General features: G+C 63.4%; 21 protein-coding genes and 1 pseudogene. 14 read left to right on the forward strand and 8 right to left on the reverse strand.

Translation table 11 applies throughout. The annotated features are described in order from the left end of the window. Positions 1–38: 38 nt before the first annotated feature. The 4 genes from V7E00_RS14185 to V7E00_RS14195 form a co-directional block, all read right to left on the reverse strand. Entirely contained in the window at positions 39–1,364 is a 1,326-nt protein-coding gene (locus V7E00_RS14185; protein WP_333573278.1) for a polysaccharide biosynthesis/export family protein, read from the reverse strand. Positions 1,365–1,382: 18 nt separating this feature from the next. Next, on the reverse strand, positions 1,383–4,532 hold the full coding sequence (locus V7E00_RS14190) for a glycosyltransferase family 2 protein (protein ID WP_333573279.1): 3,150 nt from the start codon (positions 4,530–4,532) through the stop codon (positions 1,383–1,385). 162 nt (positions 4,533–4,694) lie between these two features. Next, the gene (locus V7E00_RS20100; protein ID WP_443019200.1) at positions 4,695–5,222 is read right to left on the reverse strand and encodes a glycosyltransferase family 9 protein; all 528 of its coding nucleotides are present in this window, start codon (positions 5,220–5,222) and stop codon (positions 4,695–4,697) included. After that, positions 5,219–6,703, reverse strand: coding sequence for a glycosyltransferase family 9 protein (locus V7E00_RS14195; protein ID WP_333573280.1), 1,485 nt, complete (start codon positions 6,701–6,703; stop codon positions 5,219–5,221). The genes V7E00_RS20100 and V7E00_RS14195 overlap by 4 nt, the downstream gene beginning before the upstream one ends. A 176-nt stretch (positions 6,704–6,879) precedes the next feature. Here V7E00_RS14195 and V7E00_RS14200 point away from each other — a divergent pair, with 176 nt between their 5' ends. The 7 genes from V7E00_RS14200 to V7E00_RS14230 all read left to right on the forward strand — a co-directional run bounded on the left by V7E00_RS14200 (position 6,880) and on the right by V7E00_RS14230 (position 15,633). Continuing rightward, positions 6,880–9,429: a glycosyltransferase gene (locus tag V7E00_RS14200; RefSeq protein ID WP_333573281.1), complete on the forward strand. Its 2,550-nt coding sequence runs from the start codon at positions 6,880–6,882 to the stop codon at positions 9,427–9,429. Between the two features lie 8 nt (positions 9,430–9,437). After that, on the forward strand, positions 9,438–10,637 hold the full coding sequence (locus V7E00_RS14205; RefSeq protein ID WP_333573282.1) for an AGE family epimerase/isomerase: 1,200 nt from the start codon (positions 9,438–9,440) through the stop codon (positions 10,635–10,637). After that, the gene (rfaE1, locus tag V7E00_RS14210) at positions 10,630–12,099 is read left to right on the forward strand and encodes a D-glycero-beta-D-manno-heptose-7-phosphate kinase (protein WP_333573283.1); all 1,470 of its coding nucleotides are present in this window, start codon (positions 10,630–10,632) and stop codon (positions 12,097–12,099) included. Before V7E00_RS14205 ends, rfaE1 begins: the two co-directional genes overlap by 8 nt. After that, positions 12,096–12,689 (forward strand): D-glycero-alpha-D-manno-heptose-1,7-bisphosphate 7-phosphatase, encoded by a 594-nt coding sequence (locus V7E00_RS14215; protein WP_333573284.1) that lies wholly within the window; start codon positions 12,096–12,098, stop codon positions 12,687–12,689. Before rfaE1 ends, V7E00_RS14215 begins: the two co-directional genes overlap by 4 nt. Before the next feature lie 39 nt (positions 12,690–12,728). Further along, positions 12,729–13,511 carry a methyltransferase domain-containing protein gene (locus V7E00_RS14220; protein WP_333573285.1) on the forward strand — a complete coding sequence of 261 codons (783 nt, stop codon included), beginning with the start codon at positions 12,729–12,731 and terminating at the stop codon, positions 13,509–13,511. A 77-nt stretch (positions 13,512–13,588) separates the two neighbouring features. Next, positions 13,589–14,812 carry a glycosyltransferase family 4 protein gene (locus tag V7E00_RS14225; protein WP_333573286.1) on the forward strand — a complete coding sequence of 408 codons (1,224 nt, stop codon included), beginning with the start codon at positions 13,589–13,591 and terminating at the stop codon, positions 14,810–14,812. Positions 14,813–14,970: 158 nt separating this feature from the next. Next, entirely contained in the window at positions 14,971–15,633 is a 663-nt protein-coding gene (locus V7E00_RS14230) for an ABC transporter ATP-binding protein (RefSeq protein ID WP_333573287.1), read from the forward strand. A 9-nt stretch (positions 15,634–15,642) separates the two neighbouring features. Here the strand turns inward: V7E00_RS14230 and V7E00_RS14235 are convergent, their stop codons facing one another. Then, the gene (locus V7E00_RS14235; RefSeq protein WP_333573288.1) at positions 15,643–15,921 is read right to left on the reverse strand and encodes a transposase; all 279 of its coding nucleotides are present in this window, start codon (positions 15,919–15,921) and stop codon (positions 15,643–15,645) included. Positions 15,922–16,108: 187 nt separating this feature from the next. On the opposite strand from V7E00_RS14235, the pseudogene V7E00_RS14240 reads away from it, so the two are divergent. From V7E00_RS14240 to hemW, 3 genes and pseudogenes are all read left to right on the forward strand, one after another. Next, positions 16,109–16,273: pseudogene (locus tag V7E00_RS14240) on the forward strand (transposase); the annotation flags it as partial. Positions 16,274–16,418: 145 nt separating this feature from the next. Then, positions 16,419–16,712 (forward strand): hypothetical protein, encoded by a 294-nt coding sequence (locus V7E00_RS14245; RefSeq protein WP_333573900.1) that lies wholly within the window; start codon positions 16,419–16,421, stop codon positions 16,710–16,712. Between the two features lie 277 nt (positions 16,713–16,989). Further along, positions 16,990–18,132, forward strand: a complete 1,143-nt coding sequence (hemW, locus tag V7E00_RS14250; RefSeq protein WP_333573289.1) for a radical SAM family heme chaperone HemW — start codon at positions 16,990–16,992, stop codon at positions 18,130–18,132. Between the two features lie 59 nt (positions 18,133–18,191). On the opposite strand, the gene V7E00_RS14255 is transcribed toward hemW, so the two are convergent. Then, positions 18,192–19,391 (reverse strand): penicillin-binding protein activator, encoded by a 1,200-nt coding sequence (locus tag V7E00_RS14255; protein ID WP_333573290.1) that lies wholly within the window; start codon positions 19,389–19,391, stop codon positions 18,192–18,194. An 11-nt stretch (positions 19,392–19,402) separates the two neighbouring features. Here V7E00_RS14255 and rsmI point away from each other — a divergent pair, with 11 nt between their 5' ends. The 4 genes from rsmI (at position 19,403) to V7E00_RS14275 (ending at position 22,334) form a co-directional block, all read left to right on the forward strand. Continuing rightward, complete coding sequence (rsmI, locus tag V7E00_RS14260; protein WP_333573291.1) at positions 19,403–20,236, forward strand: 16S rRNA (cytidine(1402)-2'-O)-methyltransferase; 834 nt, start codon at positions 19,403–19,405, stop codon at positions 20,234–20,236. Positions 20,237–20,384: 148 nt separating this feature from the next. Next, positions 20,385–20,744 carry a YraN family protein gene (locus V7E00_RS14265; RefSeq protein ID WP_333573292.1) on the forward strand — a complete coding sequence of 120 codons (360 nt, stop codon included), beginning with the start codon at positions 20,385–20,387 and terminating at the stop codon, positions 20,742–20,744. A 30-nt stretch (positions 20,745–20,774) separates the two neighbouring features. Continuing rightward, positions 20,775–21,731, forward strand: a complete 957-nt coding sequence (gene gshB, locus V7E00_RS14270) for a glutathione synthase (protein WP_333573293.1) — start codon at positions 20,775–20,777, stop codon at positions 21,729–21,731. A 15-nt stretch (positions 21,732–21,746) separates the two neighbouring features. After that, on the forward strand, positions 21,747–22,334 hold the full coding sequence (locus V7E00_RS14275; protein ID WP_333573294.1) for a DedA family protein: 588 nt from the start codon (positions 21,747–21,749) through the stop codon (positions 22,332–22,334). Here V7E00_RS14275 and V7E00_RS14280 read toward each other — a convergent pair. Together V7E00_RS14280 and V7E00_RS14285 are read right to left on the reverse strand one after the other, a co-directional pair. After that, positions 22,292–23,482 carry a glutathionylspermidine synthase family protein gene (locus tag V7E00_RS14280; RefSeq protein WP_333573295.1) on the reverse strand — a complete coding sequence of 397 codons (1,191 nt, stop codon included), beginning with the start codon at positions 23,480–23,482 and terminating at the stop codon, positions 22,292–22,294. The genes V7E00_RS14275 and V7E00_RS14280 overlap by 43 nt on opposite strands. Then, positions 23,482–23,823 (reverse strand): hypothetical protein, encoded by a 342-nt coding sequence (locus tag V7E00_RS14285; protein ID WP_333573296.1) that lies wholly within the window; start codon positions 23,821–23,823, stop codon positions 23,482–23,484. The genes V7E00_RS14280 and V7E00_RS14285 overlap by 1 nt, the downstream gene beginning before the upstream one ends. Between the last annotated feature and the right edge of the window lie 125 nt (positions 23,824–23,948).

The following is a 23,948-nucleotide window of genomic DNA, read 5'->3' on the forward strand; positions in this document are numbered from 1 at the left end:
CGTCTCGCGGTCCCGCAGACGACTTCACTGCCGTCCAATCATTGCGAAAGTGCCCTTGCCGTAATAAACGGAGAGAACAACTGGTTCAAAATACCGACGAACTTGGAGATGCGATTGATCTTAGCGTTGCTGATATACAACACGTCGCCCTTACGCATCATGAACTTCTGCGCGAGGAAATAACTCTGCGGCTGCATCAGATCCAAGCGATAGATCGTAGGCTTCGCCTCCGATCCGTCGATAGGTCGCACGTAGCGAAACAGGAAGATCGCCTTTGGATTGGCCAGCGCGTCGTTCGGTCCACCGGCACGCGCGATAGCCTCAGCAAGGCTCAACTCGGTCTGGTCGAACGGAACCTGCGTCACCTTGGCCGCAGCACCGAACACCGTATAGGTCTGCGGCTCCTTGATCAGCTCGATGACGTCGTCCGCCTGCAGGCGGATGTCGTCGGCGGCGCCAACCCGAATCCGATCGAGACGCTCTTCGATCACGCGACCGCGGCGACTGAAGCGCACCAGAATGTCCTGCGCATTGCTCGCCGTCCCGCCCGCTTCCGCGATCGCGGCGGAAAGCCGCTCGCCGCGCAAGGTCAGCTCGATTCGGCCCGGTTTGCGAACATCGCCGGTCACGTAGACGGTGTTGCTCAGATTGCGCTTGAGCATCACCAGCGCCTGCGGAGCCTGCGAACGACGCGCATATCCCTGCTCGACCATCTTGCCGATTTCCGTCGGTGTTCGCCCGGCCACCATCAGAGTTCCGACATAGGGCAGCTTGATCGTCCCATTGCGATCGACGAGCACCGCGTCGAAATCCTGCGCCCGCGCCGCAGGCATCGGCGCCTCGCCATTCGCTACCATGCCGCCAAACATACTGACGCCGACCTCAAACAGCTTGATCGAAAGCAAGTCGCCAGGCCCGACAACGTCGTTCGTGGCCGCGCCCGCACCTTCGGCAAATTGCGCTAGCGTTATGATCTTTTCATCGGCCTGGCGGCTTTCGTCGACCATGGTGGTAATCAGCGGCAGGGTAATGTCCTGCAACCGCATGCCGATCTGGTCCTGCGGGCTGCCGACCACGCGTGTTACCTGACCCGCCGTCGGGCCGTTCGTTGGCAAGGTCGCACAGGCCGAGAGGCTGGCCGCGCCCGCCATCAACACCCAGGCGCGCGACTTCCGAAACGATTGGGTAAACAGCAACTTTCTCCAGAATTGCGCCGACCCCAATTTCGGCGAACAGCAAGGTCGTTTAGGCATCGCCAGCGAGCCCTTATCCGCAAGAAGACAACAGCTCAACCGGAAGCTGGGCACGCCCAACCAAGGGAGCGTTTCCGGCATGGCGGGCGACAGGACAACCCACGTCGGCATTGCCTGCCACTACCGCCTTCAGTGCCGAAGCGTGGCAATATTGATGCCGAAATCCTCGCGATCATATGGGAGATTCGGAGAATAGAACGGATCTACCATCAGCTTGCGTCCCCAGCGCGACTGCATGAACCGAACCTCGCCGGCAGCTCGCGCCATCTTTTCCGGCGTATCTTCGGCACCGCGGGAGATACTCTCGTGATGGAATAGCTTCGCGAATGGCGTAAAGAGGTTACGATATCCCGCTTCCCGAACGCGCAAACAAAGGTCGACGTCGTTGAAAGCAACGCTCAGTTCCTCTTCAAGTCCACCGACCTCAAAGAAGACGTCCTTGCGCAGGAAAAGACAAGCTGCCGTTACCGCAGAGAGGTTTTGGTGAACTTGCAGGCGGTTGAAGTATCCCGCCGCATCATGCGGGAAGAATTTGTGCGAGTGGCCCGCACATCCGCCAATACCGACAATTACACCAGCATGCTGAATCGACATATCGGGATAGAATAGCTTCGCACCGACACAGCCGATTTCCGGCTGAATGGCCCACGCTGTCATCTCCTCCATCCAGTCGGGCGTAATTACTTCCACATCGTTGTTGACGAGGGCGATTACCGAACCCTTGGCATGCTCTGCCGCGAAGTTGTTGATCTTGGAGTAGTTGAACGGGTGCGGATACGGCAGAACCCGTACACCTGCGATCTGCGAAATCTCAGCGAAATATTTTAGCGATTCAGGCTGCACGGAGCCATTGTTGACCACGAGAATCTCGTAGTTGTCATAGGTCGATTTCTCCAAAATCGAGTCCACGGCAACCTTCAGAATATCCACCTTGTCGCGCGTCGGAATGATCAGCGAAACCAGCGGCCGCTCCTCCGGAAGCTCGTGACGAACGCGATAGTGATGGACCTGATCTATGATCTCGACTTTCGCACGCCGCTTGGTTCGTTCCAAATGGTCGCGGACGGCGGCCCTGCCGCTCTCCAGCACATAGTCCTTCTGCTCGTTGCCAAGCGCGGTCGAGCCAGTGAGCGCCCGCCAGTGGTACAAAACGTAGGGCAGATGCCCCACCTCAGACGGCTTGAGGTTCTCCACGATCCTAAAGATGAGATCGTGATCCTGGCTACCTTCAAAACCGACGCGCCACCCCCCCGCATCACGAACCAGATCCGTACGAACCACGGTCATATGGTTCATGTAGTTCTGCGCAAGCAGCAATTCTGGTGAGAAATCAGGCTTGAAATAGGGGTCGAATCGTTGACCGCGCTCATCGAGCTTGTCCTCGTCGGAGTAGAGAATTTTGACCTCGGGATGCTCGGCGATGTGTTCGGCGGCGAAAAGCAGCGCGTGCGGCGCAAGGACGTCGTCATGATCGAGCATGGCAATCCAACTGCCGCTGGCCAGCTCCAAAGCGGAGTTGGAAGCTTGGCAGATATGGCCGTTTTCCGGTCGAAACAACACCTTAATGCGATGGTCCTGCGCGGCCGCTTCTTCGAGAGTCCGTCGCACGTGGGGCTGTGTCGACGCATCATCGGCGATGCAGAGCTCCCAATTATCGTAGATCTGCCCTCGAACGCTGGCGATCATTTCCGCCAACGACGCAGCCGGCGGATTGTAGACGGGCACGACGACGCTGATACGCGGCCGCTGCTTTAGAGCCTCATTCCTCAGTTTCAGCTCAACAACGCCCTTCGCGCTCTGGAATTCGTTCCGGGCGATCCAGTGCGTGTAGCCCGCATCGCCCGAGGGGGACAGAGCACGGGTAAGCACGACAGCGGCAGGCGCATCCGGCCGCCGACTGGCCTCCATCGAAACGCGCAACAGAAGCTTAGAGGTTCCGGCCTCGCCAAAGTCGCCGAATTCTTCGGCGCAATAGGCTTCGGTCGTGAGCGGGGCCACCTCAAGCATGGAAATGCTCGCGGTGCCGATGCTCGCAGCCGGATCCCAGCGGGCTGCCAAGAGCCGCCTTGGCGCGGCGACCGTCGCTTTATGAAAGCCGTCGCGATCGGGCACCAACGGAAGGGAATTCGCTTCGCTGAAGCCCGATCCATAGTCCAGATAAAGCTGCCCCGTGGTCGCGTGCCCGTCGATTGCCGCCCGAAATCGGAAGGACATTAGGTCGCCTTCGATGGCGGGTCCTGTCGGCTTCAGGATCAACCACGGATCGCCGCCCGTGAACTCAACGACGTGCCCGTTGGCCGAGATCTCCATGTTGTTGCTTGCGAGTACTTCGACATTCTGGCCGATCTGCTCAAGCCGCTCATGCAGCGAAGCCAGCTTCTGGGCGGCCTCAACACCGGCCCCGAATTGAAGCCGCCGCACGACTTCTTCAACCACCCAGGTAAGTCTACGGCCTTGCAGCGCGTGCGCGATCGCCGGCTGTGTCAGCGCCCCTGCGATGATGGCGGCAGCGTCCAGAGACTGCGTTGCTTCAAGCAGCAGCCTGTCGGACGCCCAGGAAGCAACGGCCGATGGAACCAAATGGGTTGTGTAGCGTCCATCCATCGCCGGATACGCCACCTTGGCAGCAAACTCGGGCGACGCAATGAAATCGCATACGGATTCTGCCAGCGGGGTGTCGGGACGCTCAGCGGTGACCAGATCAGATTCGGGAGCCCGTTCCAGAAAAAGCAAATAGCAGTTCTGCAGATCCTCCCGGCTGGTGGAGGCCTTCAATCGTGGCTTGCCTAACCTGTCAGCGAACCCGGCCAATTCCACTGCGCAGCCATCGCCAAGAGCCGCATCAAGCAAATCGCCCAAGATCGGGTAGCGAAGACAAAAGCCAAGCATGGGGGCTAAGTCCTGGATCTCCGCCAGCCGTTCTGCATCATGGTCGCCCGGCAACAGCAAATCATGTACCCACCGGCGCAAATCACCTGTCACAGGACCTTCGAATAAACTTGCGTCCAGCTCCCCTTGGAGAAAGGAACGCGTATCCTTCCGAAACTCTTCTGAGAACATGAATGCATGCAGAAGCTGCTGCCGTTCTATGCCCACCTTTTCTGCGATGACGGTTTCGTTTTCCGGTGGACGCCCGAGAATGAGCCGGTAGCAATTGATCACATCCTCGCCGGAGGCAGGTGCTGTCAGCCCGCCTTCATTGGATTGATACTGCGAGGCCGTAAACGAAGCCGGCGATCCCGAAAACATGCGCTTTAGCCGGCGCGCTACCTTTTGCATCAAATACTCCATCCCCGAGTCTCAAACCCCGCCTCAAACAGATAATAACCGGCGTAGCGTGCGCTATCACCCAACAGCCCGCCGAGAGACAACCCTATTCCCGCAGCGCAACATTGGCTTCCCACGTAGGTGGCGCCACCTCTGCGGCCAATTTGCAAGCGTCTAGCGAGGTACCAACCGCTCCTTGAAGGACAGCACGCGCTGCACGGAAGACAAAACATCGCTGGGCTCGATATCGCGCAGGCAAGACTTTTCAAATCGGCATTGCGATAGTCGATCCAGATGACAGGGCGAACACCAAATGTCCCGCGAGACAATGATAACGTTGGGGCCTACTGGCCGCCACTCGCGTCGCTGATGCGACCCACCAAAAATACAGACAGTCGGCACGCCTGCGCTTGCAGCAAGATGTGCGACGCCGGAATTGTTGCCGATTACGCAACTTGCCCGGAGGATGGCAGTCTGGACCACCGGCCACGGATGCCTGCCACAATCGTTAAGGACCCGTCGCGAATCCAATGGCCGTACGATCTCGTTCGCGCGCAATGCCTGCGCCTTGGTTCCGATAAGACGAATAGTCGCCCCCGGCAAGGTATCTACCAGCATCCCCGCGAGCGTACGATAGTGCTCCGCCGGCCAGTCTCTCACGAAACTATTGGAAAAGGGCGATATCACGACCTCCATTGTCATGCAGCCGGAGCGACGAGATGCCCCGTCTCTCGAAGACGCTGCGTTACCAGATGAACCAGCAGCGCCAGATATTCAGACTGGTGGAGAACATTTCCCGAGCCTCGACGGTATAATTTGCCGCCATAAAAACTGAACGGAGACGCCCGCTTCCAGCGCGGCACCCAAATCCGGAACTGGAAGACCCCCCCTTCGGGCCCGACTCCAAACTCGAAGTCCGGCACCGATCCGCTCGTCACGGTTTTTGCCTGAAGGACCGAATCATCGAGAACGACGTCCATCGTAAGCGATGCGCCCTGTCGCGCCGCCTCGATCTCGATGCGCGGCTGAAAAATATAGCTGCCATGCCGGAGGCGCCGATAGGGGCCCCAGAGCAAGGCGCCTCGTTTCGGCCGCCGAGACCCCGTGAATATCGTTCGATAGGGACTGGTGCTGCAAACCGTGGACGACGCGAAGGCGCCATGGTCCCAGAGCGCCGCGGTTGAGGTTTCCCGGCCGTCGCGACTGTGGTCGATCGGCAGGAAGATGTCGAGGAAGGGGTGATCTTCGCTGTTCCCTAGCCCTGCACGCACATCGGCGGAAACGCCTGCCAGCAGGAAACGCGTATCGGCATCGGTCCGCAAGTCGATCGCGACATCGTAGTGACCGGTCACTATTGCCTCGAAAAGCGCGCGTTGCCCACGGACGTCAACCGCCTCTTCGCTGGCGTTACGTGGGAAAACCGAGAACAGGGTGACAGTGTCCACTAGTCCGCAGTCGCGGGCAAGATCCGCGTTCCAGGGGCCGACAACCAGTTCGATATGCGCCTGCGGAAAGGCAGCACGAAGCTGCCGAAGCGCCGGCACGGCCAGCACGAAATCGCCGAGATGATCGAGCTTCAGCAACAGGATTCGCGCGGGCGCGGGACGCCGGGCGGCAATTTCAACGCGGGTGGCGGGTGGGTAAAAGAGCGCAGGCTCCGCTGGCGCTGGGTCCGCTTGGGGCAACAACGTCCAAGCTGGCGGCCTGATCCGCTCAATCATGAGCACGATGTCGCAGGCACCGCTGGGCGGCGTATCCAAGGAAAGACTATAATCATAGTGCTGATCGTCGTCGTACAACATGCGAACGCGATAGCTGTTGGGCTCAAGCGCCTCTTCGATTTCTCCAACGAGCGAGGCGGGGGTGTACAAACGCCTCTGCTGCGGTTCCCAGGTTGCCGGCAATGTGATCTGCCGGTCGCGGAGAAATGCATGTGGAACGATTATGACAAGATGGCCGCCCACACGGGTTGCCCCGAACCAAGCTTGAAGCGCTGCCCGATAGTCGCCCGCATGATGCAACCGGTTGTCCGCAATTACCGTCGCGTGCACCCCGTCTGCCGCACACACTCCATCCGCTTGGATAACAAAGGCCTCGGCCAGCGAGAGTCCCGTGAGCGTCTCAAGACGACGGCGCCTGGGTTCACTCATCACGGAGGAGGCAGCGGCGCGCTGCTGTTGCACGAGAATATCCTGTAACCGAAAAGGAGGCTTCGTTAGCCCTAGCGAGACTTTCTAAAATGGTCGAGGGAGACCAGTGCGAATATAGACCTCGCGGTGCGCAGCCGATAAAGCCGCCCCGCGCTCGTCCGCCAGCTTCGACGCTGCGGATGTGGCGACGGACGGAGAATCGTGACTTCATGACAGGTTATATTCGCGACGACACTCCTACTGCCGAGGACGTCCGCTTCCTGTTCCGCCTAGCGCTCGGCCGCCTGCCGTCGACGGAGGAATTGGCAACGGCGTTGAACCAGCCGATGTCTGTTTGCGTGCCGGGCCTGTTTCGCAGCCGTGATTTTAAGGCGTTGCGCAGTCGGGTCGCGCGCAGGCTTCCGCTCGACGCTGGTGATCATGCCATTCCGCCCGATGCGGCACTTCTCCGCTGGGCTGCGGACTTCTTCCCCGTTCCGCATCCGACCCGCGAAGCCGTTCGCCGCGCAAGCGACTGGCCCAACCTGTTCGAGGTACTGTTCAGCGACTGGCGTTTTCGCAAGCACATTGCGCGGGAATGGCGCGGCCTCTCGTTGCGCGCCTTTCTTGCCGGCCTTCGCGCATTGCAAAAGGCGCCGGCCAGCATCATCGGCGCAGTCGATGCCTGGTCAGATTCGAGCGTGCGTGGCTGGGCCGCGGACCGCCATATGCCTGATCGATCGCTGATCGTTGAGATATGGCTTGGGGGGCGTTTCATCGCGGCAGGCCAGACGGGCACCGGGCAAGAACATCCCATAGGTGACCAGTGGAGCCATGCGGGGGCGACCGGCTTCACCATTTCCATCCCGGCAGGCGCACTCGCCGGCACCGATCGCTTGGCAGAGGTTCGGGAGGCGAGCAGCGGTTTCGTGATAGGTCGTTTTGAAACGCGCGACTTCAGGGCGCCGCCGGTCGACGCGATCGGTGAAATTCGCGACCAACTTCGCGCGTTGCGGCAGATGATCGATCGTATCGAGGGCAAACTGCCCGACTTCCAGGCAGCGCTTGGCTTTTCGCTTGACAGCTATGACGCGTATTTCGAAGCGTATTACGCGCCTTTACAGGAGCACGCCGTGGCGGGCGCCTCCCACGCGCCAATGTGTGCGCTTGTCGACGCGACTGAGGCGTCGCCGGCCACACTCGCACGCACACTCGCAACGCTGGACCGGCAGACAGCCCAGCCCGCGGAACTGATGTTGCTGTACCGCGACGGCGACACGGCGCTGGAGATGCTCGCTCTCGTCGACTCCTATCGAACCAGGAACGGGCGCCGAACGCTTGTTTCCGCACAAAGCATCAGCGGATCGACACTGGCTCCTATTGCCAACGCGCTCGTGGCAAAGTCGGATCAGCCCTACATCTTGTGGTTGCCCGCCGGCTGTGCACTTGCTCCTGACGCAATCGAGATGTTCGCATCCACGCTGTCCGCAGGCGCGGCGATTGCCTTTTCGGACTCGGACCAGCTGGAGGGGGAACCGTGGTCGGTTCGACCGCGTCATGTTGCGCCTCAATTCCGCGCTGCATTCGACGTGACCCGTGCCTTGCAGCAGGAGATCTGCGGTCCAGTATTGGCGATCCAGCGGAACCAGTTGCTCGATGTGCCGCTGCGAGATGGCTTTGGCACGGCAGCGCTATACGAATTCATCTTACGCGCCGCACACTCGGGTGCGGCGCCGCGTCATGTTCCCCGCATCCTCTATCATATCGAGCATCGCAAGGAGGCCGAGGTTGCCGATCGTCTGAAGGCGGTTGAAGCGCTCCTATCGGAGTTCCATCCCGCCGCAACGGTGGAGCCGATGCGCGACGTGATGGAGGCACCCACACAGGTGCTGCGCGTGCGATGGCCACTTCCCAAGACGAAAGTTGCCATGATCGTTCCGACCCGCGACAGGCTAGACCTTTTCATGCCATGTCTAGGCAGCATCGAGGCCTCGATCTCGCACAACCAAGTAGACCTGGAACTGATCGTCGTCGACAATCAGAGCCAGGAACCAGAAACGGACCGGTTCCTCCGAAAAGTGGCATCGTCCGCGGTGGGGCGCGTCGTGAGATATGATGGTAGCTTCAATTGGGCGGCGATGAACAATGTGGCGGCCGCCCAGTCTGATGCGGACATCTTCGTCTTCCTCAACAACGACACCGTAATCCTGTCCCCCGACTGCTGGGATGCGCTCAGCGCCCAGGCGCTACGCCCCGAAGTGGGCGCGGTGGGCGCACGTCTTCTCTACGCGGATGGCACGGTACAGCACGCGGGCGTTGTAATGGATGAATGGCACAGTTTTGCCAGCCATGAAGGCACCGGCTTAGCGGGAAACGCGGGGGGCTATCTCGATCGCAACCTCGTCGCCCGGGAGGTTTCGATGGTGACGGGAGCATGTCTCGCCACACGCGCCGATGTTTTCCGCCGGATTGGCGGCTTCGATGCGACCGCCTTTCCAGTAGAAGGCAACGACACCGACTATTGCCTGCACGTTCGCTCCCTGGGGCTGAAGGTTCTGTATGAGGGGCAGGCCTGCCTCTATCATTTCGAGTCCAAGTCACGCGGGTACAATGACGACGCGCACAAGCAACGCCGGGCGTTCGCCGCGACACAGATGCTGAAGGCGCGCTGGCCGACCTATGCGACGGACCCCTATTATAATCCGCACTTCGACCGCTTAGCGCCGCCCTTCACACGCCTTCAGGCGCCCAGGCCTTTCCAAAGCGCGTCTCGAGCGTAGGAAGCCTCATGCAGACGGACGGCGAGCGGCACATTCCGCACTTTGAAGAATTGGCCAAGATGGATTTGGTACAGCAGCGACGTGTTCTTGAGAACGAGATCACGGCGTTGCGGTCTTGGTTGTTCAACGACACCCTGCCATTCTGGTGGGAATGCGGCGCCAACCGCGCTGCAGCGGGCGGGTTTCATGACGCTCTCGACACCGGCGGCCAGCCGGCACGCCGTCCGATGCGACTGCGCGTCCAGGCACGACAGATATTCGCCTATGCCGAAGCGGGCAGAATGGGCTGGACTGGGCCCTGGGCCGACGCGGTCGACCATGGGTTACGCGCGCTGTTTGGTCATTTCCGACGTGACGACGGCCTCTACAGGGCAGCGGTACATCCCAATGGCGGCGTGGTCTCCGACGCGGTTGATCTCTACGATCAGAGCTTCGTACTGCTCGCCCTAGCGGCAGCGTGGCAGGCGAGAGGGCGGCCCGATACATTGCGCCGAGATGCGGAGACGCTGCTCGATCGTCTTCGCACCACGCTGTCGCATCCCGTGCTAGGCTTCGAGGAGGCCAGCCCGCGTCGGCTGCCCCTTCGGTCAAACCCGCACATGCATCTACTCGAGGCATTGCTCGCTTGGATCGAGTACGATCAAGATGCGCCGTTCCGCGCGGCGGCGGAGGAAATCGTCCGACTGGCGACAGGCTCGCTGCTCGACCACACGACCGGCGCGGTCGGCGAGTTTTACGACGGTGACTGGCGTTTCCATCCTGGCGACCCGGGCCAGGTCCGAGAGCCTGGCCACCAGTTCGAATGGGCGTTCCTGCTCGATCAGGCGGGGGGGCTGCTGGGTCAGGATCTGAGCACGCATGTCGCTCGCCTCTATCGCTTCGGCAGTTGCTACGGAGTGACAGACGGGCGGGTGATCGCTGCAGTGGATGCTGCGGGGCGGCCGCTGGATCTCGGTTCCCGCCTGTGGCAACAGACCGAACGTCTTCGCGCCGTCCTAACTGTGGGGACGGAGGCGCCGGATCAGTCGGTCGCGCTGACGCTTGCCTGCATCGCGTCCTTTCGACGCTTTCTCCGTTCGCCCGGTGGTGCGTGGTATGACCGGCTGGACACAGAGGGTGTGCCGGTTCCCGAGGCCGCTCCAGCTTCCTCACTCTATCATGTTATGACTGGGCTACGCCCTTTGTTCGACAAGGTGTTGAATGGTTAATCTGCCAGCCTTCGATAGCGTTCGCGTTCTCTGCGTGGGCGACGTGATGCTCGATTGCTTCGTTGAGGGCGCGGTGGAGCGGATCTCGCCGGAAAGCCCGGTACCGATTCTGCGCTACAAGCAGTCGCGCAAGGTCCCCGGTGGCGCCGCCAACGTCGCTCGCAATGTCGTCACCCTTGGGGCGACCTGCACGCTGGTGAGCGTCCTCGGCGATGATCCCGTTGCTGAGGAACTGGTCACCGCGATCGATGCAGAAGGCGGCATCCGCCTTCACGCGGTGCGCGATCACTCGCGCCCGACAACGGAAAAAACGCGATTCACCGCAGCCGGGCAGCACCTGTTGCGGGTCGATCGCGAAGAGAACACCCCATGTTCCAAAGCGGTGCAGGACGCGCTGATTTCTGCTGCCGCAGAGCATATTCGCGCCCATGATGTGCTCGTCCTTTCGGACTATGCCAAGGGCGTACTCAGCGATGCCGTGACCCGCGCGCTTGTGCTCCTCGCCATCGAGGCAGGCGTGCCCGTCATCGCGGACCCGAAAACGATCAGCCTGGATCGCTATCGCGGCGCCACTCTCATAACGCCGAACGTTCACGAGGCGCTCGCGGCTACCGGGATCCGCGCCAGCGATGACGCGTCCGCCGAAAGTGCCCTGGCGACCATTGCCACGCAGTTCGGCGTGAACGGGGTGTTGCTGACCCGTGCAGAACAGGGAATGTCGCTACGGACGCAGGATGGTGCGATCCTGCACATTCCCGCGACCGCTCGCGACGTGTTCGACGTTGTCGGCGCCGGGGACACTGTCGTCGCGGTTCTCGCGCTGATGCTGGGTGCAAGCGCGGATGCAGCCACGGCGGCAACGATCGCCAACACCGCGGGGGGGATCGTTGTCTCCAAACACGGCACTGCCACCCTTACCCGAAGCGAATTGATGGACGAGCTTGCGCACCATATCGCCGACCGGTCGAGCAGCGCGGTCAAGGTTCTCGACGGCATGGCGGCAGCGGCGCGTGCGGCGGAGTGGCGTGCTGCCGGCCTCACCGTGGGTTTCACCAACGGTTGTTTCGATATCCTCCACGCCGGCCACATCCAGCTGCTTCAGTTCGCCCGCAGCCGATGCGATCGCCTGATCGTGGGGATAAACGACGATGCTTCGATCCGCCGTCTCAAGGGCGCTTCGCGACCAATCAACTCGCTTGAGGACCGCAGCCAAGTGCTCGCGGCGCTCGCGGCCGTGGATGCGGTAGTACCTTTTGCCGAGGACACACCGTTCGAGCTGATTGCGGCGCTGCGGCCCGGCCTGCTCGTCAAGGGCGCGGACTATGCGATAGAAAATATTGTCGGTGCCGACCTCGTTCTCGCGGCGGGCGGCCGGGTCGAGCGGTTCGAGTTGCTAGAAGGGCGCAGCACGACCCGAATCGTCGAGATGGCTGCTGGTGCGCGCGCGCGGACTCCCGCGTGAGCGCGACGGAAGCGCCCCGCCCGATGGAGCCAAGGCGGAAAGCGATATTTCTTGATCGAGATGGTACGCTCATTGTCGAGCGCAACTATCTGTCTGACCCCGCCGCCGTCGAACTCGAGCGAGGGGTGGTGGCCGGCTTGACCGCACTGCAGCGGGCCCACTGGTTGCTCGTGATGATCACCAATCAGTCGGGGATTGCTCGTGGCTTCTTCTCGGAGGCGCAGGCGCGGCGGGTGAACGAAGAGGTTCGCGACCAGCTGGCGGCACAAGGCATTGTCCTTCAAGGCATCTATATGTGCCCTCATGGTCCGGCGGACGGGTGCGACTGCAGAAAGCCCGCACCGGGGATGTTGATCGCAGCGGCCGACACGCTTGCCATCGATTTGGCGCAATCGGTGGTGATCGGCGACAAGCGAAGCGACGTTGAAGCGGCTATCGCGGTGGGGGCGCTGGGTGTGCTGGTCCTGACCGGCCACGGCTGCCATGATCATGCTTGGGCAATCGAACACGGCTACCCGGTTACGGAAACGATCGCCACGGCGGCGCGTCTTCTCGAACCTCCATCGGTGGACGCGCACCCACAGCGGTAAACCGCCACAAGCAGCGAGTTTGAAGGGTATAGCGGGGATATGATGCGTTCTGAAAAGATACTTGCAGGGTTGCGGCAGGACGGGCTCGGCCTGGAGATTGGCGGCGGGTACAACCCTTTGGCAACAGGCCCTTCAGTTCGCCATCTTGATCAGGCGGATCAAGAAACCTTGCGCACCAAATTCGCGGCAGAAGGCGCTGATCCGCAAAACGTGCCGCACGTGGATTATGTGTGGAACGGGGCGAACTACGCCGAACTGGTGGGTGAGGACCGCTTCGACTGGATCGTTGCGTCGCATGTGATCGAGCACATGCCCTGTCTGATTCGCTTCCTCCAAGAATGTGAGGCCATTTTGACGCAAGGCGGTATCCTGTCGCTAGCCGTGCCGGACAAGCGCTATTGCTTTGACCATTACCGGCCCAGTGCTGCGCTTGCTCGCGTGATCGACACATTTCTGCACGCGGTACGCCGCCCGACCGCGGGCGCGCTGGCCGAAATGCTCCTCAACGCGTCGGCCTTGGAGGGGAATATCTGCTGGAACGCCGGCAGTATCGGCAACCCTGTGCTCATCCACGGCGTCCCCGACGCGCTGGCGGCGATGGAGCGATCAAGCGCTGGAGCCTATTGTGATACGCACGTCTGGGCATTCACGCCCAACGCGTTCCGGCTGTTGATCCACGATCTCAACGCGCTGGGCTTTACCCGCTTTGCAGAGATTTCATTTACGCCGACGACCGAAGGCGAGTTTTATATTCAGCTGGGCCTGGATCAGCGCAGCGCCCTTAATCGAGTGGATCTTGCCCGCGCCGCGTTGCTCGACTGATCCGGGAGAAAGAGGCAGGCAACGCCCCAACGCGCGTAGGCCTTTGCACTTCCTCCTGTCGCCGCCTATCCGGCGTCATGCAGTTGATCGTCGATGGCTATAACATCTCGTTGCCAAAAGGGACCGGCATTGCGACCTATGGGCGCAATTTCATCGCGACGGCGAGGAGACTGGGGCACCGCGTAGACCTGCTTTGCGGCGACCAACCCCACGCGGTCGGTACCGGAAAATTCCGTCGGTGGGCGGAGGTCGCAAGCGACTTCCTCGTCGCGCCGCTCGGCTATGATCCACGGATCGTCGACGGCACTGCCCCGGCAGATGCCGCGCATGGCACGGCATCCGTCTCCTGCGACGCTGCTTGGAGCAGGGCCCGCCTCTTCCGAGCAGCCAAGCGATACTTCCGCCGCACAGGGCGGTTCGTTGCCGTGCGCATCCCGGGTGCCGAGCTGGCGCACTGGACCTATCCGCTGCCGCTCTATGTCCCCGGCGCGCGGAACATCTACACGGTCCATGATCTCGTGCCGATCAAATTCCCCTGGATGGTTGATCGAGGCGCCGCGGAATATCGGCGCACCTGCGCGGCTATTGCGCGGCGGGGGTTCGACATCGTGACCGTCTCCGAAACGTCGAGAAACGACATTCTGTCGGAGTTCGCGATTGCCGAGCATCGGGTAATCAATACCTACCAGCCTTTTGACGTGGCACCGCGGCAGGGCGAAAAGCAGCGCGCCGCAGATTGGGTCGCTGCGCAGGGTTTCACCACGCGCGGCTACTTTCTGTTCTTTGGCGCGATCGAGCCGAAGAAAAATATCGGGCGGCTACTGGACGCGTTCGAGGCGAGCGGCAGCGACACGCCGCTGGTCGTGGTAGCAGCGGGCGGATGGGGGTGCGACGCAGAGCGTGCCCGATTGCGCGCATTGGCGGAACACCCGGAATCACGCGTCCGCGTTTTTCCCTATCTGCCGCGCGAGGAGCTGATGCATCTAATCGAGCATGCCAAGGCGACGCTGTTCCCAAGCCTGTACGAGGGCTTCGGGCTGCCGGCCCTCGAATCGATGGTCATGGGTACGGCGGTGGTAGCGGCGGGCAATGCGTCGCTTCGCGAGGTTGTCGGTGATGCAGGCCTTTTGGTCGACCCCTACTCCGTCGAAAGCATCCGCGACGCGATAACTGCGCTCGACACTGGGGAATTGCTGCGCAGCCGGCTCGAGGCGGCCGGCATCAGGCAAGCGGCGCAGTTCTCCCCCGAAGCTTATGCGGCAAGGCTGCGCGCGCTGTTTGATGGATGGACATCGCCATGATTGATACAAAATTACCCCCTCGGCGGCCAGAGGATGATGCGCCCATAGTAATTGCCTCGTCCCGCTGGTATCCGGCGGCGTGGCACAAAGGCCCTCTTCAAGTGCGAGACTGGTGCGTTTCTCGATGAAGCTCCGCACCGGAGTGAAAGTGAAGCCGGATGATCAAGTTTGAAAATGTCTCGAAAGCCTACCATATTCGCAAATTCGAGAAGCAGGTTTTCAACGACCTGAACTTCGAGATCGCAAAAGGCGAAAGCGTTGGCATCTGCGGAGCCAACGGAGCCGGCAAATCGACGCTGATGCGAATGATCGCCGGCGTGGAATACCCCTCCTCAGGGAAGGTCTCGCGGACGATGAGCTGCTCGTGGCCAATCGGCTACGCCAGTTGTTTCTATCACAACCTCACCGGCGCGGATAACGCCCGCTTTATTTCACGCATTTACGCGCAGCCGGAGCAAGCAATTCTGGACTATGTAGAAGATTTTGCACAACTAGGACCATATTTGCATCAGCCCGTCGGAACATATTCGGCTGGCATGGTAGCACGCCTGGCGTTCGGCATTTCCCTGGCAATCGATTTCGAATGCTATCTGGTCGACGAAATCACCGGCGCGGGGGATGAGCGATTTCGAATCCGCTGCGAGGAGGCCCTGCTTCACCGGCGCGACAACGCGACGCTGATCATGATCTCCCACGACCCCGGTACGCTTCGTCAATATTGCCGTCGCGGTGCGGTCGTCTATGGGGGAAGCTTGGTGTTCTACGACACCATTGATGAAGCGGCCGAAGTGCATCACCGGCTACAGACTCTGTCTCACTAGGGCTGAGACTCACAAAAACCACATGACGGTGGCAGCGACGTGTATGCTGCCGAGGAAGATGGCGGCGGTGTGGTCATAGCGCGTGGCGAGGCGCCGGCAGTCCTTGAGGCGGCAGAACAGCGCTCGATGGCGTTGCATCCCTTGTAAAGGCTGCGGCTGAAGCAGCTTCCAGCGTCGGTTGGCCTTGTTGGGAACAGCCCCCTGCCGCTCGATAAGGTCACTGATGCGGTTGGTGTCATAGGCGCGGTCCACATGGACGATGCAGCGAGCCGGCAGGACGTCGAGCAACGCCTCCGCTGCCCGACAGTCTGCCGCCTGGCCAGGCGTCAGGAAGAGGGCGAGCGGCTTGCCTTCGACGTCGGCGGTGGATAAGCGTCCGGTGAGCGGCGTGTTGTCGTGCGCGCCGGGGTCGCCAATGTGCCGATCTGTCGTGGCCTCCTTCTGGAGTCCAGAAGGAGGTCAGGAGATGGGGCGAATGGAGGTCATCACTCGAACGGAGCGGCGGCGGATCTACAGCGATGCGGAGAAGGCGGCCGTAGTCGCGGAAGCGTCCACGCCGGGTGTGACAGTGCGCGAGGTGTCGCGGCGGCTCGGCATAGCGGAGAGCCTCATCCACAACTGGCGCTCGGCGCAGCGGAAGGGGTCGAACGTCGCCAGCGAGCCATTGCAGTTCATTCCATATGGCGCGGTGTCGGAGGCGCCGCCGCCTCAGCCCAGCATTGCGCCGACGCGCGCACGCACTCCGGGGCGACGGCGAGACCGCACAATATGCTCTGGAGACGTCGATGGACGTGACAGTCACCGTCGATGTCATCAAAGGGCGCAGCGTGGCGATGCAGCGGGTGGAATCCCCGACCCAGATCATGGTGATCGGCCAGGCTGGATCGCTCGACAAGGCGCTGAAGTCCGCCAGCACGGGCATGATCCAGTGGCTCCAGCAGGAGTACGGGCTGACGCTCTCGCAGGCGGCGCAGGTGCTGGGTGTTGCAATGCGCTTCAGCGTACCCAACCTCGCCGGGCGCAGCGTCGGGGTAGCGGCCAAGATCTACAAGGCGCTGTTGCCCGCCAAACGAAAATGATGACGGCAAAGCGCGTCCTTGTTCCCTGGACGCTCCTGCCCTAAATCTTGCTGGCCGGTGTGTTTGCCAGTCGCACCAGAAATGACGGTCCGCACATGCGGGCGCAGAAGGCGCCCTCGCGTTTCAACCTGACCTGTTTGTGCTTCGAACCCGAATTACGAAAAGGGGATGGGGCCTAACTGGTGGGGCCCGATTTTTGCTGCAGTGCGGTAAGAAATTGATTAAAGGCTTCTTTTGAAAGTCGTTCGATTCCTGCTACCCGCTCCAATTCGCGCCCATGACAGATGATCCCGCCCCGCTCGCACTCTATGTGCATTGGCCGTTCTGCGTGTCCAAATGCCCGTATTGCGACTTCAACAGCCATGTCCGCGAAAGCGTGGATCAGGCGCGGTGGCGTGATGCGCTGCTGGCGGACCTTGCCCATGAAGCGGCAGTGCTGCCGGGGCGGCGGCTAGGTTCCATCTTCTTCGGCGGCGGCACGCCATCGCTGATGCCGCCCGAGACGGTGGCGGCGATCCTGGACGCGGCGGCAAAGGCCTGGGCGTTCGAGGACGGCATCGAGATCACGCTGGAGGCGAACCCCTCCTCGGTCGAGGCCGCGCGCTTTGCCGACATCGCCCGGGCAGGCGTCAACCGGGTGTCGCTGGGGCTGCAGGCGCTCGACGACGACGCCTTGGTCTTTCTCGGCCGCGCGCACGGCGTCGACGAGGGGCTGGCGGCGCTGGCGACCGCGCAGGCGGCATTCTCCCGTGTCAGTTTCGACCTGATCTACGCCCGCCCCGGCCAGTCGCTGGAGGCGTGGGAAGCCGAACTGCGCCGCGCGATCGGCTTCGGCACCGAGCATCTTTCGCTCTATCAGCTCACGATCGAGCCCGGCACGCGCTTCGCCACGCTGGCAGCCAAGGGCCAGCTGACGATCCCCGATGCCGATACGGGCGCCGACCTGTTCGAGATGACCCGCGCGATCACCGCCGCGGCGGGGCTGCCCGCCTATGAGATTTCCAACCATGCCCGCCCGGGTGCGGAGAGCCGGCACAACCTCACCTACTGGCGCTACCGCGACTATGCCGGGATCGGCCCCGGCGCGCATGGCCGCCGCGGCGGCCTGGCGACGCTGCGCCACAAGAAGCCCGAGAACTGGCTCGCCGCGCTCGACCGCAACGGCCATGGCATGGAGCGCGAGGACCGGCTCGAGCCCGCGGACCGCGCGATCGAGGCGCTGCTGATGGGGCTGCGGATCGGCGAGGGCGTGGACCTGGACCGCATCGCCGCGCTGGCGGACGGCGCACCGCCGATCGACGGCAGGGCGATGGAACGCATCGTGCGACAGGGTCTGGCGGTGCGCGAGGGCAGTCGGCTGCGGATCACCGAGGCCGGCATGCCCGTGCTCGAAGCCATCCTGCGCGAGATCGTCGCCTGAACCACAACACCGTCATCCCGGCGAAAGCCGGGATGACGGTGTTGGACGTTGGGCCCTTCTTATTGCGCGCTTGCCGGCGCGGCCGACACGGTGACGATCGACCCGTCGCGCACTTCCTGCACCTCCAGCGCACGCGCGGCGATGCCGTCGCGACCGAAGCGGAAGGCGCCGTCGACGCCGCCGAAATCATGATCGACCAGCATCGATGCGGGGAAGTCCGTGCCGTTCTTCCAGTCGCGCGCGATGCGCACCGTCAGCAGCACCGCGTCATAGCCGAGCGCCGACAGGCGGTAGGGTGCCGCGCCGAAGCGCGTGCGATACTTCACCGCATATTGGCGGTACACGCCGTCCGGCACGCTGGCGAACCACGACCCGTTAAGCACCGGCCGGCTGGCGATCGCCGAATCGGTGTTCCACAGCTCGGTACCGAGCACGCGCGCCGCCTTGCCCGCGCCCGTGCGGCGGAGCGCCGGCACCGCCACGGTGGCCGAACCTGCGCTGCCTGCGATCAGAATCGCCTGATAGGGCACGCCCGAAAGCTTGGCGATCGCCGCGTTCATCGAGCCCGGCCGCGCATCGTAATTCTGCATCGCCAGCACCTTGCCGCCGGCGCCCTCCACTGCGCGAAGGAACGCGGTCGAGCTGCGCTGGCCATAGACGCCCGACGGAATCAGCCCGGCGAACTGCGTGATGCCGTTGCCCTTGGCATAGTCCACCACCCGCTCGATCGACTGGGTGGGCGAATAGCCGAGCAGGTACACGCCGCCCCCGGCAGCGCTGGCGTCGTTCGAGAAGCTGAGCACCGGCACGCGTGCACGGCGCGCGACAGGTGCCACGGCGCGTGCATCCTCCCCGAGCAGCGGCCCGAGGATCAGCTTGTTGCCTTCCGCCACCGCGCGTTCGGCCGCGGCGATCGCACCGCCGGGACCGGCGGTATCGTAGCTGGTGATGCGGATCGCATCGGTATTGGTGTCGAGAATCGCCAGCTGGGTGGCGTTCTGCAGCGAGCGGCCGAGGCCGGCATTGGTGCCGGTCAGCGGCACCAGCAGTGCGACGCGGTGGCGCGCCACGTCCTGCGGCAGCCCCTGGGTGATCGGGGTGCTCGGCCGCTCCACCGGACGCTCGACCGGCGCGGTCGGCACAGGCGGCGGCCCCCCGCGCGGCGCCACGCAGGCGCTGGCCAGAAGGGCGAGACCGGTAACGGCCAAACGGATGGACGCGAAGCGCCCCAGTTGCGATCTGCCGCTACCCTCTGCCATGACACTCCCCGATGGAAAACACGCTTGCGCCCGGCCTCTATATCGTCGCCACCCCGATCGGCAATCTCGGTGACCTGTCACCGCGCGCCAGCAAGATACTCTCGCAAGCCGATGTGGTTGCAGTGGAAGACAGCCGTGTGACGGCCGGGCTGCTGCGGCACATCGGCGCAAAGCGACCGATGCAGCCCTATCACGACCATAATGCCGATGCCGTGCGCCCCGGCCTGATCGCACGGATGGCAAGCGAAGCGGTGGCGCTGGTTTCGGATGCGGGCACCCCGCTGATCTCCGATCCCGGCTACAAGCTGGTCCGCGATGCGCGCGCTGCCGGGCACATGGTGGTGACGATCCCCGGCCCCTGCGCCGCCATCGCCGCGCTCACCCTGGCCGGGCTGCCGACGGATCGCTTCTTCTTCCTCGGCTTCCTGCCCAGCAAGGCGCATGCCCGCGCCGAGGCAATCGCAGAGGTGGCGGCGATCAAGGCGACGCTGATCCTCTATGAATCGGGCCCGCGCCTCGCCGCCTGCCTGTCGGCACTGGCCGAGGGGCTGGGCGACAGGGAGGCGGGTGTCGCGCGCGAGATCACCAAGAAGTTCGAGGAATGCGTGACCGGCACGCTCTCCACCCTGGCAGCCCGCTACGCCGAGGCACCGCCCAAGGGCGAGATCGTCATCATCGTCGGCCCGCCGGGCGAAGCCCCGCCCGCCACGCTGGAGGATGGCGAGGCGGCGCTGGTGGAAGCACTCACCCGCCTTCCCGCTTCCAAGGCGGCCGGCGAAGTGGCCAAGAAGCTCAGGCTCGACCGCAAGGCGCTCTACGCCCGGGCAATGGAACTGAAGGGGTGACGCCTCGCGGCACCCTCTCCGCTGTCATCCCTGCGAAGGTGGGGAGCCATTGGCGCTGGTGCCGCGGTTCTTTCCCCCGGCGCACAGGCGAATGGATTCCCGCTTTCGCGGGAATGACGATGGTTTGCGTGGCGGGCGGTTCGCTCAGATGAAAAGCCCCAAGCGCCAGGCCGCCGAGGCCCGTGGCCGCGACGGCGAGCGCCGTGCCGCCTGGTGGCTGTGGCTGCGCGGATGGCGCATCCTCGACCAGCGCGTGCGCACCCCCGCGGGCGAGATCGACATCGTGGCAAGGCGCGGCAACCTCGTCGCCTTCGTCGAAGTGAAGACGCGCAAGTCTGCCGCGGCGCTCGACTATGCCGTCGACGAGCGCCGCCTCGCCCGCGTCGCGGCCGCCGCCGAACTGCTGATGCCGCGCTATGCAGGACCGGGGGACGATATCCGCGTCGACGTGATCCTCATTGCCCCGCGCACCATGCCTCGCCATATCGAGAATGCCTGGATCGGGTGAGTGAGCCCGGCAAGACACCTAGGAGGCAGAATGTCGCTTACCGTCGCCGTGCAGATGGACCCGCTCGATTCGATCAACATCGCCGGCGATTCGAGCTTCGCGCTGATGCTGTCCGCCCAGGCGCGCGGGCACCGGCTGTTCCACTATGCGCCCGAGGATCTGAACTACAGCGCCGGCCGCGTGTGGACCAAGGCGCATCCGGTAACGGTGCAGCGCGTTGACGGCGACCATTTCGCCTTCGGGGATCCGGTGAAGCTCGATCTCGGCGACGAGGCCGACGTGGTGCTGATGCGCCAGGATCCGCCCTTCGACCTCGGCTATATCACCGCCACTCACCTGCTCGAGCGCATCGCCGATCGCACACTGGTGGTGAACGATCCCGCGCAGGTCCGCAACGCACCCGAGAAGGTGTGGGTGCTTGATTTCGCGCAGTTCATGCCGCCGACGCTCGTCACCCGTTCGGTCGACGAGGCCAAGGCCTTCCTCGCCGAACATGGCGAGATCGTCGTCAAGCCGCTCCACGGCAATGGCGGCAAGGCGATCTTCAAGATCGGCCGCGACGGGGCCAACCTCTCCTCGCTGATCGAGGTGTTCAACACCGCCTATCGCGAACCGCACATGGTGCAGGCCTTCCTTCCCGACATCGTGAAGGGCGACAAGCGCATCGTGCTGGTCGACGGCGAAGTGGCGGGTGCGATCAACCGGCTGCCGGGCGAGGGCGAGATCCGCTCCAACCTCGCGGTCGGCGGATCGGCGGCCAAGACCGAGCTGACGGACCGCGAGAGGGAAATCTGCGCCGTGCTGGGGCCGGAACTGAAGAAGCGCGGGCTCCTTTTCGTGGGCATCGACGTTATCGGCGGGCAATGGCTGACCGAAATCAACGTCACCTCGCCGACGGGCATCGTCGCGATCGACCGGTTCAACGGGACCGACACGGCGGGCATGATCTGGGACGCGATCGAGGCCCGGGTCGCCGCGCGCGGCTGATCGGAGCCTGACGCGATGGGCATGATCCTCGGCTGGGGTTATTGGGGCATCTTCCTGTTGATGGTGCTCGAGAATGTCGTGCCCCCGGTGCCGTCGGAGGCGATCATGGGCATGGCCGGGATCGGGGCGGCGAAAGGCCATTTCGATCCCGTGCTGCTCGTGCTGGTCGGCACGCTGGGCACCGTGCTCGGCAACCTCTTCTGGTGGGAGATCGGGCGGCGGCTCGGCTATGAGCGGCTGCAGCCCTTCGTCGCGCGCTGGGGCCGATGGCTGACCGTCGAGTGGCACGATGTCGAGCGGTTCAAGGGTTATTTCGATCGCTGGGGCGGCCCCACCATCTTCGTGTTCCGCTTCATGCCCTTCGGCCGCACGATCATCTCGCTGCCCGCCGGGCTGATGCACATGCCGTTCTGGAGGTTCTGCCTCTACACCGCCGCCGGCAGCGCCTTGTGGAACGCCGCACTGGTCGGCGTGGGCTACGGCCTCGGCGCCGCGATCGCCGAGATCGACCGGTTCATCACGCCGGCCATCCTGATCTGCGTGGCTGCGATGCTGGTCTTCTATGTCTGGCGGGTGCTGACCTGGAAGCCGCGCGCGGCCTGACCCCCCCCCCAGCCGTCGATCACGTGCGGCACGAACCGCGCGGTGTTGCCGGTGATCAGCCCGTCCTCCCGGATGCCCATGCCCACCGGCACACCGTCGACCAGCCAGGACCCGATCACCGGATAGCCCCCGCCGAAATCGCGAAGCGCATGGAAGCGCTGGTAGATCCAGCCCTGCTCGACATAGTCGCCGTCGCTTTCCGCCACGACCTTGTCGCCCCAGCGGATCGAGACATTGGCGCCCTCGCGCCCGAACAGCGGCTTGGCGACCTGGTCGCCGCCGATCGGCCGGGTGCCTGCCTCCAGCAGATTGGGATGGCCGGGAAACAGCTCCCACAGGATCGGCAGGATCGCCTTGTTGCTCCACAGGGTCTTCCAGATCGGCTCGATCCAGCGCGTGGTGGCAAGGCTCTCGACCAACATCGGCGCGAAATCCTCGGCGAGCAGCCATTCCCAGGGATAAAGATGAAAGACGGAATCGATCGCCCGGTCCGCCCCGTCGACGAAGCGGCGGGCGCCATGCGCCCAGCCGATCGCCGCCATCTCCACCGCCAGCGTGACCAGCCCGGCTTCCTCGGCCGTGTCGCGCAGATAGGCGACGGTGACGCTGTCTTCGCCCGCCAGATCGGCCATGTGCGCGAAATGGAGCGGCCCGCCGCCCAGCAGCGGGGCGATCGCCTGCCACTGCGCCACCAGCGCCTCGTGGATCCCGTTATACTGGTCGAGCATCGGGAACACCGCCTGCTTCCAGTCCCACTGGATCACCGCGGCTTCCAGCAGGCTGGTCGGCGTGTCGCAATTGAACTCGAACAGCTTGGGCGGGCCGTCACCCGAATAGCCGAGATCGAACCGCCCGAAATTGAGCGCCGGCGGCTCCGCCTCCCATGCCGCGGCAACCGCATCCCAGGCTGGCCGCGGAATCCCGAGCTCGCCCAGCCTTCCCTCCGCGATCACATGCTCGCCCGCCGCCAGATAGAGCCGGTACAGCTCGGCGCTGGCGGCCTCGATCTCGGCAATTTCCGCCGTGGTGAAGGCGTAGCAGGCGCTTTCGTCCCAATAGAGCTGCCCATCGAGGCTGTGCCACACCAGTCCCAGGGCCTCCACCCGGGCCTGCCAGTCGGCGCGGGGAACCAGCGTCGTGCGGCGCATCAGCCGCCCCGGCTGCCGAAGAAGCCGCCGCTCTTGCCGAAGCCGCCGCGCGTCACGGCCTCCGCGCCACCGTACCGCACGCCGCTTACCGGCCGATACGACCCACCGCGAGCGGAGTCGCCGATCGCCGGCACCGTCGCGCCCCTGCCGGCGTAATAATAATGCGCGCCGCCGCCACCGCCGCTCCTGCAATAGGCATCGGCGACCCGCCGGCCGCCAGCATCGGTGCAATAGCGCACCGGCTGGTTGGCCACATTACTGCCGCCGCAGCCCGCGGCGAGCAGCGCCATCGACGTTGCCGCGGTGATCCGCAGCCGGCTGAAATCAGGTGATTTGCGCATGCTACCCCCAACAGCTGCCACGCATCCCCATGCGCGCCAGAAAGCCTCTATTTACCGAGTGCCGCTATGGCTGTCGCGCGAAACCGTAACCCGCGCCTTTCCGGGCAAAATGCCGCTTATTGCTC

The organism is Sphingomonas sp. (assembly GCF_036731925.1).
Classification (GTDB): Bacteria; Pseudomonadota; Alphaproteobacteria; order Sphingomonadales; family Sphingomonadaceae; genus Sphingomonas.